Below are 11,990 nucleotides of genomic sequence, written 5' to 3'. Positions count from 1 at the left end.
GTAACACAATCAAAATAATGAATTTCAACAGCTAATTCTTATTAGAACTTAGGTCACCAACTACCCAATCGTTATAGCGCTCTTTGTTGAAATGAATGCGCCCATCAGGTGCTTTGATATAGTGGTAACCATATGCAAAGTTACCCCTGGCAATCTTCTCACGCAGTGCCTTTTCGGAATAACCGGTTTCATCAGCAAGCTTTTTTAAAGTGATCCAATTGATATCCGTCATAGCTTAAGAAAGCTTAAATTAACTATCTTTATTTTCTAGAAATTTATAAATTTCAGCGGCTGATACAAAGTTAATCGCGTTTAGTTTGATCTTTCCTTCCAAAATGTATTTTTTGAGGGTTGGATAAGATATTCCAAGCTTTTTAGCTGCATCTGTTAGGTTGTAATGCGGTGGTTGAGGTTGTGTATTTTGTACAAGCTTAATAATTTCATCGTAATCCAACCCTTGATCCTCTTGTTCGACTTTCTTCTTTGTCTTGGGTGGTATAAGTTGCGGCCGTGGTTCGGCGACTTTTTCATCCTTGGCAGTCAATACACCATATCTTTTGGCAACGATGGCATTGAAAACATCATGTGTAATGATTACACCAAGTGAGTCATACACTGCATCGACATCAAAATGACTTTTAAACCAGTCAGCCTGTGTTTTAGGCGTTTTCTTACCAGTGATATTTATCAACTCTTCAAGTGATATTCTCATGACCAACTTTCAGACGTTTTTTGCCATTTTAGACCCTTATATATAAAACGCGTGCGCGCGCGTATACACACACGCACAATTGAGCCTTTTTCGACGTTTTGTATTTACGTATTTGTTTAAAATTGTTGATGAGATATATTTACAGAATGAGCTCTAAGAAAATCAAAGCAACAATTGGATTTGCAGTATTTGCAGTGCTGCTGACTTTTGGTCACGTCAGCTTTCTATTGAATCCTTATGTGTTCGCGTCTCTGTATTTCATTTACTTCATAAGCTCGGAATCAGGCTTAAATGAGACAGACACAAAGTTCTATTTGAAAACCATAGTTATCTTTTTGTGCCTGCAGCTCATTTATTCAGCTTATGAATTGAGTCGAACCAAGCAAAGTATTGAAAGCTCTTGTGACCTCTACGAACGCCAGGATTCGAAAGCTGGTACCTTGTGTGCTGAGATTAGAGGCCACATCGGCATTTAAAATCCAATCTTCTCCTTGTAAGCATTTAATGCAGCGTCTTCAATGGAGATAACCTGCTCACCATTACTGAATGCGTCTTTTTGATCGCTCATTAATTCAAGCAACGCATCATGCCTAGCATCACTAAACGCCCTCCGGATGTACAAAGACTTCTCACCATCAGCGCCATCTGAAAGGCTGCTGTAGTCGCGGGAGTTCATCAAGTTACTAACGTATCGTTTTGCCAGTCTGCCTGATCGGACTTTGTAATCGTGATATAGCCAGCCTGTGGGGTCCAATAAATTCAAATCCACGCTTTGAGCCGTGCGTTTATTCAAAGGCACAGACACAATTGCACTAGGCTTGTTGACGTTAACCTGGTTGTTAAACACCTCTTCCGCTTCTTTATCCTCTTTCTGGCTGCTGATTGATACCGGTGAAAATGCGCCTGCCTCAGCAATGACTGGTTCTCCCCAAATATCGGTTTTTGGAGGTATCTCCATTGAAAGACCGGGCGTGCGGTTCTTCATCAGATCGATTGTCATTGCTAATGGATCAGTGCTCTTATTGGGCTGCCTAATCGTTTCATCTTGAGCTTGCCGCAGGAAGTTAAGCCAACCAGGCTCAAAACTAGCAGCCTGCCCTGACAACCATGCAGTAGCTTTCTTTTCGTTATCCGTATCACCAAGGACATCAAGCAGGCTTGCTAATGACTGCATGTAGGTTTTGCTAAGCATGTTATTCGCAAATCCCAATGCCACTGCAGCCGCCACATGCTCTGTCTCACTGTCTCCATCTGAGTATTTCAATATGTCGACAGCATCAGCAGCGCTACCAATCATTGAGCCGACTGGATCTAGCCGGTTATAAGCGTAGTATTTACCGTCAAGTAATATGCTGTAAGGCTGCCAGCCAGTAGCCTTCAGCACCTCTCTTGATTTTGGGTCTGATGGACCGCCGCCAGTAATTCGACCACTAGACGATTCAGCAGCTACAAGCGCGGAAACTGTACCGCCTAGCCCCATCTTAGCGATTGCCAAATCACGCTTTGCTCCACCAACTGCAATATCATCTCTAACGTTTTTCATGGTCAAAGCCAGTGGAGTTCGCTCCAAGGTGTATTCAGCAATCTTGGAAGGGGTGCGAATGAAGGGTAAAACAAACTTGCCTAGAGGGATATTTGATAGCTTTTGGCCTGCTTGGCCAACCGACTGAACCCAGTTTTCCCCGCGTAAGCTATCACTGAAAGTCACATATCTAGCATTGGTCTCCGCAGCATTGTGCATTTCCATGGTGGGCTCATTCACAAGATCGGCCATACGTTGATCGGCAGCCTCTCCCGTTAAGCCTTCTCTTTTAACTTGCCGGTAAGCCTGGGCTTGCAACTCTTGGCGATACCCAATGGCTTTGAATAACTCATCCTCTGCCAGCAGCATTCGCCCTGGTAAGCGTACGTAGTGCTCGCCTAGCAGGTCTAAAGCTTTGCCTGTTGGGCTAGATTCATCAATCCCGAAATTACTTGATGTAAACGCTTTCCTATTGCCTGTCTCAAGCTTTGTCATCATGTCAGTTGGTTCGCCAGTGCGTGCTGTCTGCGCAAAGGCTTTTAGACCGTCTCGCATACCCGCAAGCATTCCATAAACTTGTGCCCCGGCTTCCCCTAGTTCCACTCCTTCCCCACCAACCGCTGAGCGGATTAGACCTGCTGTAAGTCTTTCGGGTACCTGCATGAGACTGGTTAACGCATTGCTGGTGACATTGACAACATGGGTTTTAGGATTGGATAGCAACCCATTGATCCATACTTCGGTGACCGCATCTGTTGTACGTGCAAACAGTCCTTTACGGGTTACTCTTGCAAGTTTGAGTGGATCACCGCCAGCATCTAACACCATCTCTGCAAGCTTACGGGTAGCATCATCACCACCAAGCGAATCAAGTGATTCAAGCATTTGCTGACTGCGCAATCTGCCAGTCGGTGCCGATACGGTTTTCATAATGTTTAATGCGCGCCCCGCTTCTGCAACAGCCCCTTGCAATTGATTCTGAACAGCAGAGTGTTGAGCAAGCATTTGCCTAAACTGCAACATGTCCTCAACACTTGGATTACCATTCTTGATGTTATCGGCGGATTTAGAAATGCGAGAGCCCAGTTCAAGCAATATGTCGCGGCCGGCAGTTAGTTGAGCAGCGTTCCATGCCTCACTTGGTTTTCTGCCGATTAGCTCGTCCACACCGTATTTTTCAGACTCTGTCTTTGTTTGTTCATGGCTAACGACCCCGCGCCTGGACTCAATAAATCCTTTACTCTCATTGGCCACATCGTCAATCAGGCGAGTTACATCGTCAGAAGTTTGCAGCTTATCCATTCTGAAGTTACGCAAAGCCGTTCTACCTGCTTCAATCTCAGTACTCTCATCCGACATGGCCTTGAGGGTTTTGATAGCGGACTCCTGACTGTCAGCGGGTACTGATCGCTCGATAACCCCGTGCTTAATCTCTTGGGTAGTTTTTGCTTTTTTAGGTGCAAGCGTCTGTGTTTCAGGGGTCTCAGGTGGTAATGCATTACTGGCTGCCTTTGCGGGCTTCCTAGCCTTACTGATTGTTTCAGTTAAACCCTTAGCAAAGCCTTTCACCAAATTACCCAGCCCGGCAACCTGGACGGTATCTGCTTGGTTGAAAGTCGTTTGCTCACCAGTTTGTGTGATTTCAGGGTTTACAGTATCCAACTCTTCATTCAGCTTTGGTGGGTCATTGAGCACTTTCATAACATCCAAAAATGGATCAGCTTCTGTTTGGTTTGTGTTTGGGATTTGAGCCATTACTTCTCTCCTGAATTTGTTTGATTTGATTGCATCAGCATTGCTGCTCCGGCAGTCCCCTTAGCGAGCCTGCTTAGCTTGGCGCCGAGCGTTGCAAATGGAAGGATGTTTGCAAGATCGACCGACTCTGGCTTTAATGTGGTTTGGAGTCCTGATCCAGTTGTAGGGCTAAACCCATAACTCATATCCTCCACAACACTGCCGGCATCACCGAATAGGAATTTAAGCAACGGATTGTCCTCAGAGACATTCTGCAAAAGCGCTCCTGCGTCACCCAGCAATGTTTCAAGCTCATTCCTTGGGATATTGCCGATGGTGGGAACGTCTGTCTTTGTGCCTGTATTGAGTTCGGCCAATTTGACATGATCATCGCGGCCAACACTCTCCATCCAGCTTTGAATACTATTTCTCTCCTGCGGGCTCAACTCATCCCAGTCTATTTGTTGAGCATTGGCAAACACGTCCCCATTTTCTGTAGTGGCCTGGTTAGTGATTTTTCGCATGTTTGAGATATCGACACCGCCCAGGGTGACCGCGCCATTCTTGAAATATCGAGGTGGAAGCGGTAACCGTCCCTGACTATCAGCCTTTGGATAGACCCCATCGCGCAGCATTGAGGCGTAGTCGAACGATTTAGGGCTGGGAATGGCATCACCCATCCCGAGTGATTTAATCCAGCCATAGGCCTCATTTTCAAACTTTTCGTCACTTTCGATCTTCTGGCGCTGATCTTCCTGCTCCTGGTACTGCGAAAAGTCAGAACTAGCGTCACGCATTTGTTGGAAAGCTTGCGTAAAATCATTCGTAGAATCATCGTAATCAATTGTCATATTCACGCTCCAATCGCATAATTTCATCAAACTGTTTGTTGTACTTTTCCTTGCTTCCAGGCTTGCTGTCCGCCTTCATGCTCTTTAGGACGTTACGTTTTGCAGCATCAAAGTCTGGCTTTCCAGATGCCCCCATGGGAACGAATGAAGGCATTCTCTTTGTTTGCTTGAAAAGGTCCTGACGGTTCTTTTTGAAGTTGTCCCACCACTTCGTGGGGTCATCCTTGTGGCGTAATAAATCTTCGCGCAGTTGGAGCTCAGTTTTGGAGGCGTCTCTTTGTGCATCAGGGCCGATTCGAGAGTCTTTGTAGTCACTGATTACGCGGGTTAACAACTGCTCGACATCGCGATACTCACTTGCTGAGCGGCGCTTTTCTTCATTGCCGAGCAAGCGGACATCAGCATCGTTTTGCCGGCGTTCCGTACGCAATTCACGCTGATATCTTTCAATATCGTCCTTGAGTCTCATGCCTGTGTCTCTCGACAGCTTCGGCGGGCCATAAACACCAGTCTTAGGGTCATAACCAGTAGTGAGATCCACGACCCTTCCGCGTAATTTTTCCAGCTGCCCGGGGTTTCTGCTATTTATGAGCATGTCCCGTTCCAGCTGCTGCACCCAGTTTTCTTGATCTGATTCATTGATATCGCCTTGCAGGGAGTGGATTTGCGGCAAAGCAAGCAACCGCCGGTATTCAGTTGCTGGAATCTTGTGCTCAAACTGCTTAACCTTTTCAACGGTGAGCGTGCCATCTCTATAGTCAGAATCTAGTTGCTTAATGACGTTTTCTTGCTCAGTGTGCGCAGTTCTATCTGCCTCTTTATCGATGGAATCGATGCGATTTTGGGTTAGGCGCATCAAGGATTCATTGTCAGTTTTTGATAGCTTAGGGTTGTAAACGCCCAGCTTCCCCCTAATTTCAAACAATTGATCCTTGGTTTGAGCAGCATTGATGTTTGTGAACATGTTTCCATATTCAATGCTCGATTCAGCCTGTCCCTTCAATTCATAAGCTTTCTCTGTATTGATGGCACCGATTTGGACCATCACACCCAGTGTGTTTTCAACGCCGGGGAGATTTGCGGCTTGCATCTCTTTTTTGTAGTTATCAAATAGGCTGGTGTAATTCCAGTCTTTCTTCTGCTTGATGAAATGCTCGCCAAGGCTTTCGCGATCACTTTCAATAGTTTTTGCAAGCTGCTTGGCCACCATATTTCTGGCTAGACTCGATTTGGCTTCCCCAGTGTATTTCCTGAGAATCTTTGCTGAATCTGACTCAAACTCAGTCATGCCATTTTCGAATATGGGTTTGCCCTTTGAGTCCACTGCAGTTGTTTTGTATTTAGTGAGCAGGTCAGTCAGTTCGCGCCTGGCTCCGTAAAACGTAGTTGTTGCCTCGGTGAGCGCTGATTGCTCATTCAAATCAGCAGCAATCTGCATCATTTTGTTTCCAAACTGGACTAGCCCCTCGGTGCTATTTGATGGGGTCAACCGTGCAGCAGGCGAGCCCTGCGCAACATTGTTCCCAAAATTACCTACTGGAATCTTTGCCATACTATTTACCTATCCTTTCTAACAAGCTGATGAGGTCAGGGACCTTGCTTAAATCAACAGTTACGCCCTTACGACTACGAACGAAATCGACAGCATTACTAGGGATGAACCAGACCCTGATATCAAGCACTGGTCGAGATTGGAAATTTGTCGTCATGACTCTTACCTCAGCCACATCGTTTTTTGGAATTACTCCGATTAATTTGTCCATTCAGCACACCTTTCATTGGCTAAAATGCGCACTACAAAAACAACTAAAAAAAACAGGTTTGGGTCTCCAGAAAAACAGGTACAGATGGTTAATCTAGATAGGTGACCCGTGGGGGGACAATGAAATTATCAAAACAGCGGGGTTTGTTCCTTGAGGGGACAAAGTAGCCAATTTCAGGAATTTCAAATTTAGAGTTCGTCCCCCAAAGGTACAAAGTGCAGTGGCTTCTACGCATTTCGTCCCTTTATGGGTCATCTGAATTTAATTTTCTTGGCTGTCTCCATTTAGCTGGGCGGTCCGGTGTTGGAGGTGCTGCCAGTTTCACATTCGGCCCCATGAAGTCTGTTTGTTTGTATGTCTCTGAAGACACATCCAGTTTCTTCATATCGCAACTGAGTGGATAAAGAGTTATGGCAAAAAGACTGCAATCTAGGCGACTGCCTTGCCTTGTTTTTTCGATGAGGCCATAAGTCAAAAGCTCGTTCATTGCAGCATTTAGGCTGCTTCTGCTTGACCATCCTCGGATCGCCATTAGCTTTGGAGCTATGGAAATATCCCCATTTCTGTGTGAGTTGGGTCCTAGCGTAGCCAGCATGTCGATCAACAGCTTTAGTGCCAGTGGTGATAGCTCTGCACATGCCCTCGACTTCAGAAAGTCTGTGGGGAAAGGTTGATACGTACCAAGGCAAGCAACCCCATGTTTTTTCTTGGGTTTGGCCATACATGTCAAACCCCTTCTAGTGCTTGACGCTGCAGTACATAACAGCCAACACGGTGTTTATTGCCGTTTTCGTCTTCTATTATTTCCCAGGCGGTATCAATATGGTTACCTTGCCTGCGAAGCTGCATCATTCGAGCCGGGGGATGGTAAATGCTCAATCCCCTACTGGCTTCGTAAGTGTTTAAATTAAAAAGATTCAGCGCGGCTAATAATCGCAGGCATTGTTGTTTGGCTGCATTGCCCTTATACTTTTCACAGATATCTTTGAAAGCCGCCTCTTTATGGGGCGGTATTTTTTTATCTTTCATTTAGCCACCCACTTTCCCGGCCATGAAATCGCGTAGAGCGCCAACGCGAACCGAAGTCGTTCTTGAGGTGAACTTGTGAGTGGGTAGTTTTTTATCTTTTACGAGGCGCCAGAACGTACCCTCCGATACGCCAAGTAATTTGGCGCACTCTTTAGGACGTATGTAAGCATCATCTGATAAACGATCAAATCCTAGAATAGATGGATTTGAAACTAGGTCTGTCTTAATCCGCATGTTAGTTCCTTGCACTTGTTTGAATCAGGTGCAATCATCAGGGACTAACAATTTGAGAGATAGACTGTTTGCGTGTTGACGTTATACGTCTACTTTGCAAACGTATAACACTTGCTTGCAAACATTATATTTTTTTCGGAAGGCCCATTTCTTTCAGCCATTTAGCAATCGTGAGCGGGGCGTTGTCCTTACTAAAATACATATTTAACTCTTTGCTTTTTGCAACTATTGCAGGTGCAATGCTCATTGCAGCATTCCTTCTACTTGGATAGTTTTTTACAGTGACTAACTCTCTTACGAGTTCTTTTAGTGGATCATATGTCTTGGCTTTTCCAGCAGCGCCAGGTTTCCCGACAGGATTTTTTAAAGTAAAAAATAAATTCAATATTGATGCTCTCTCCTGCCATACAGTTGCTTTGAAAACATCATTAGAGTTCAGATATACAATTGCCTCATCAACTGACCACAAGCTGACTAGTGCATAAATGTCCAACCAAGAACTAGGCTTTTTATCTGCCCAATCAGTGCTATCCATCCAATCATCAGGTGCATATTCAAGGGGGAAAATTGGATCCGAATTGTTCATCCATGTTCTAAAAGACTTAGGGCCTTTATTTCCAGCTTGCGATCCAGTGTAAAAATCATCCTCTGTCTCATTTTCTTCTAGATAATAGTTAGTAAACTCCGTCCAATAATCCCATAGATAAGTTCTTATAACCGTTAAGCCATTGCGAATTTGATCTGGCCCCCATTTTTTTTCAGTTAGGTGTCTAAATGCGGATTGGTTTAACTCTTCTAACCTGCCCCGCATTAAATAATCAGGGTTTAACAGTTGTGGATTGGTTATTTCATCCGGGATTAATTCGCCAGCCTGATTAGTAGCGGTCTTTAAAACCTCAGTTATAAAGAGTCCAGTGATCGAAAGATGCTTATCGTCTACTTTATAATCGATTACCAACTTCCGATTAAATGGAAAATAATTCACAGCACGCCCCTTGCGTTTGCCCTATTGGGGAAACCACACCAGCCGGACTAGGGTTGCCCAGTTTTCGCATCAGTTAATTAGGCTGATGCTAGGTGTGGTTAAACGGTTAAATCACATTTAATTAATTAAAAAATAAAAGCAATTCTCACAAACGATTAGAAATAAATCAACGTCGCTAAAGCTGTCACGGACCTGTCACGCACTTGTCACAGCAACGAACGAAACACGATTCGTGCACCATAACGTGTGGCTGATAATGCATTTACCATGCGAACGCATTGCGCTCGCACTGACTTCGTATCATATTGAAGCTGGAAAACAGAGCAATTACGAGGTTTCAACTTCACGCCAGGCTTCCCTAGTTTCGTTGGCAAAGTCTGAGAGAGTTATTAGAAAGTTATGTTGCAACTCCCGGTTCATAGTTTCAAACGAATCAAACCCTTCACCAGTGATGGATATTAACAATGCTTGCATTTTGGCAAGGTTCATCGATATCTTATCTTTCTGATCAATGACATTCATGGTTAGCCCCTCGCCTTATTAGTTTGAGATTGCTTGAAATCATATTCATCAACCGCTGCAGCCATGTTTTCCAGATTACTTTGCACAATCCGCAATACACGGATTACAGGGTTGTTTGCATCTTCATCAATTTCGAAAGCTAAAGCCTTAGCTGCGTTTGCAAGTGCGGCAGTTTGGTATAGTTGATATTGGAGTCCTAATGTGAAGCCAGATAAATCAAGCCCAGGTTCCGAAGTGGTTACTACTGTTGAGTCATTCAAATTCATTATTTGACCTCCATCAACAGAGATTGAGCCTCATCAATTTGGCGCAGTGCCAAATCGAGCGATGAAGATAACGAACCTGCACCCAAACCTAATTCCATGCCTTTTTCAATATCTTGGCAGGCTAACGCATAAAGGCAATCCAATATGGCAGCCACATGCGCAAGCTTCATGTGGACTTTATCTGTGAAACTCTCTGATTGAATATCTAATATCTGATTTGTTTCAGACGTGGTGCTAGAATTGGCAGTAGCCATGATGTAATACTCCTAGTTAGTGTTACGTTTGGTTAGGCTGTTCTGGTGGTCCGCCAAGATAACCAGTTCAGCCGCTTTTCCCATGATCCGCATGAGTGACGGTTTTATACTATATATATGTATATGTTAATTGCCGGTATTATTATCTCTCTAATTGCTTATTATCTCGCTTTAAAATGGGGTGAACGATTGCTGGAAAACCACGACATCCAGCTACCAAGATTTACCCGATGGCTGGTGCTTAATACCTTCGCTTTTATCATTGCCAGTATTGTCGCCCTGCCTTTCCCCTCAATCATTTAACAAACCCCTCCGCTGTTAAGCCTGCTTAAATGGTAGGACTTTGGCCCCAGTTTTCAACTCGTCAAGATAATCAGCCCATGTTTGCATCATTTCTTTACGTTGATCTAAGAACTTCGTGCGGTTGTAGGCTTTCCCTAAAGCATCTGGTACTTTGTGCGCCAGCTGATGTTCAATAATTACAGGATCTATGCCCAGGCGTTCATGTAAAAGGGTTCGTGCCATTGCTCTAAAACCGTGACCGGTAATTTGTGTTTGCGTGTCGTATCCCATGCGCTGTAATGCTGCGTTAATTGCTGCCTCACTCATTGCTTTTTTAGGGTCATGGCCACCCATGAACACAAACTCGCCGTGACCGCTTAATGGATATAGCTGTTTGAGTATTTCAATTGCTTGTGTTGATAACGGTACGATGTGATCGGTCTTCGTTTTTGTTACGCGATAGGACCATTGCCCCGCATCTAGATCGATATCAACCCATTTTGCACGGCGCAGCTCGCTTGGGCGGGTAAATACTAAGGGAGCAAGGCGTAAGGCGCACTCAACGGTGAACGTTCCCTGAAAACCATCAATTGCACGTAATAATTCAGATACTTGCTGTGGCTCAACAAATGACGCCATGTGTTTAACTTCAGGCGTAGGTAGTGCTCCACGTAGATCAGAAGTAACGTCTCGCTCAGCCTTACCATTCTGCACGGCGTAACGCATAACCTGCCCAACTGCTTGCAATGCTCTATGTGCAGTTTCTAATTTGTTTTGATTCTGTGGGCGCTTGATTACCTGCAGAACTTCAGGAGCAGTAATGTCTGCTGTCGGTTTGTTACCTAGCCAAGGGAAAACATAAATCTCAAGGCGTCTGATAGTTTTTTCTTTATGCGAGGCTGACTTATTTTTGAAGTAACTTTCAGCCCATTCACGGGAAACAGCTTCAAAAGTATTCTCATGCTTTGCCTGGATAGCCTGCTTTTGTGACTTCTTCACTTCGCCAGGATCTACTGGTGGCTTTTGTGCCAGCAGCTTTCTAGCATCGTCACGCCTTGCCCGGGCATCTGCAAGGCTAACTTCCGGATATGTTCCCAAAGCTAATAACTTCTCTTTACCAGCAAAACGATATTTGAACCGCCACCATTTACCGCCATTCGCTGAAACTAAAACGAATAAACCTAATTCGTCGTATAGCTTATAAGGTGCAGTGCGCACTTTACCGCTTTCATCTTTGTGCGTTTTCGCCTTCAGAGTAATGTCAGAAAGTGCCATATTTGGGGTATCTCAGGTTTGAGTTTGTGTTGTTACCCCATAAGTTACCCCAGTTTATTGTGGTATGTCAATGAATCACCTGATAGGACCTGATAGGAATAAAAAAGAAGAAACCCGCGTTTAAGCGGGTTTATGAGAGGTTCTGGTATTTCATTGAATTGGTAATTGGTGGAGCTGGGGGGAATCGAACCCCCGTCCGCAAGCCCTCCACAGACAGTTCTACATACTTAGCTGTGTTGTTTAATTTAACCGTACACTCACCAACGAGCAAGCAACTGTAAAGCGAGTCACCTTGGATTTAATGATGTATTAAGTAACCCAATACACCACGATCTTCTCTAAATGACGCTGCTGCCGGTTACCCAGCCCGACCGAGAAGCTCTTCGGTGCAGCGTTCAGCCGGGATTAAGCGGCTAAAGCGTAAGTTTCGTCGTTTGCGACTATACTTGTTCAGATGGATTTACGAGGGAACCTGAATCCTCGGTATGCCCTGCACTGCTTTGCAACCCACGTCGAAACCGGGTCAGCCCCAATGCAATCTTGGGATTATACGCTTGAAAA

Annotated in this window: 13 protein-coding genes and 1 other RNA gene; all 14 read right to left on the bottom strand. The window is 44.8% G+C overall.

The genetic code is table 11. The features are described 5' to 3' along the window. Nucleotides 1-31: 31 nt before the first annotated feature. The 14 genes from MET42_RS0107905 to ssrA all read right to left on the bottom strand — a co-directional run bounded on the left by MET42_RS0107905 (nt 32) and on the right by ssrA (nt 11,960). Nucleotides 32-232: a hypothetical protein gene (locus MET42_RS0107905; RefSeq protein WP_019882348.1), complete on the bottom strand. Its 201-nt coding sequence runs from the start codon at nt 230-232 to the stop codon at nt 32-34. A gap of 18 nt (nt 233-250) precedes the next feature. Next, a complete protein-coding gene (locus MET42_RS0107900; RefSeq protein WP_019882347.1) occupies nt 251-712 on the bottom strand; it encodes a DUF4224 domain-containing protein in 462 nt (153 codons plus the stop codon). A 472-nt stretch (nt 713-1,184) separates the two neighbouring features. Continuing rightward, the gene (locus MET42_RS0107890) at nt 1,185-3,989 is read right to left on the bottom strand and encodes a hypothetical protein (protein WP_019882345.1); all 2,805 of its coding nucleotides are present in this window, start codon (nt 3,987-3,989) and stop codon (nt 1,185-1,187) included. Then, nucleotides 3,989-4,819 carry a hypothetical protein gene (locus tag MET42_RS0107885; RefSeq protein ID WP_019882344.1) on the bottom strand — a complete coding sequence of 277 codons (831 nt, stop codon included), beginning with the start codon at nt 4,817-4,819 and terminating at the stop codon, nt 3,989-3,991. The genes MET42_RS0107890 and MET42_RS0107885 overlap by 1 nt, the downstream gene beginning before the upstream one ends. After that, entirely contained in the window at nt 4,809-6,371 is a 1,563-nt protein-coding gene (locus tag MET42_RS0107880; RefSeq protein WP_019882343.1) for a hypothetical protein, read from the bottom strand. The genes MET42_RS0107885 and MET42_RS0107880 overlap by 11 nt, the downstream gene beginning before the upstream one ends. 455 nt (nt 6,372-6,826) lie before the next feature. Further along, on the bottom strand, nt 6,827-7,303 hold the full coding sequence (locus MET42_RS0107870; RefSeq protein WP_019882340.1) for a hypothetical protein: 477 nt from the start codon (nt 7,301-7,303) through the stop codon (nt 6,827-6,829). Between the two features lie 5 nt (nt 7,304-7,308). Then, nucleotides 7,309-7,611, bottom strand: coding sequence for a helix-turn-helix domain-containing protein (locus MET42_RS0107865; RefSeq protein ID WP_019882339.1), 303 nt, complete (start codon nt 7,609-7,611; stop codon nt 7,309-7,311). After that, nucleotides 7,612-7,845: an excisionase family DNA-binding protein gene (locus MET42_RS15050; RefSeq protein WP_019882337.1), complete on the bottom strand. Its 234-nt coding sequence runs from the start codon at nt 7,843-7,845 to the stop codon at nt 7,612-7,614. Between the two features lie 124 nt (nt 7,846-7,969). After that, the gene (locus MET42_RS0107855; protein WP_019882336.1) at nt 7,970-8,830 is read right to left on the bottom strand and encodes a hypothetical protein; all 861 of its coding nucleotides are present in this window, start codon (nt 8,828-8,830) and stop codon (nt 7,970-7,972) included. A 327-nt stretch (nt 8,831-9,157) separates the two neighbouring features. Continuing rightward, complete coding sequence (locus MET42_RS0107850) at nt 9,158-9,352, bottom strand: hypothetical protein (RefSeq protein ID WP_019882335.1); 195 nt, start codon at nt 9,350-9,352, stop codon at nt 9,158-9,160. Between the two features lie 2 nt (nt 9,353-9,354). Beyond that, nucleotides 9,355-9,618, bottom strand: coding sequence for a hypothetical protein (locus MET42_RS0107845; protein WP_019882334.1), 264 nt, complete (start codon nt 9,616-9,618; stop codon nt 9,355-9,357). After that, nucleotides 9,618-9,872 carry a hypothetical protein gene (locus MET42_RS0107840; RefSeq protein WP_019882333.1) on the bottom strand — a complete coding sequence of 85 codons (255 nt, stop codon included), beginning with the start codon at nt 9,870-9,872 and terminating at the stop codon, nt 9,618-9,620. Before MET42_RS0107840 ends, MET42_RS0107845 begins: the two co-directional genes overlap by 1 nt. Nucleotides 9,873-10,190: 318 nt before the next feature. Beyond that, entirely contained in the window at nt 10,191-11,429 is a 1,239-nt protein-coding gene (locus MET42_RS0107830; RefSeq protein WP_019882331.1) for an integrase arm-type DNA-binding domain-containing protein, read from the bottom strand. 166 nt (nt 11,430-11,595) lie between these two features. Beyond that, nucleotides 11,596-11,960: a transfer-messenger RNA gene (gene ssrA / locus MET42_RS14595) on the bottom strand. Nucleotides 11,961-11,990: the final 30 nt, after the last annotated feature.

Origin of the sequence: Methylophilus sp. 42, from assembly GCF_000384155.1 — a bacterium.
In the GTDB taxonomy this organism is placed as follows: Bacteria; Pseudomonadota; Gammaproteobacteria; order Burkholderiales; family Methylophilaceae; genus Methylophilus.
This window is presented reverse-complemented; position numbering and strand designations above follow the sequence as displayed.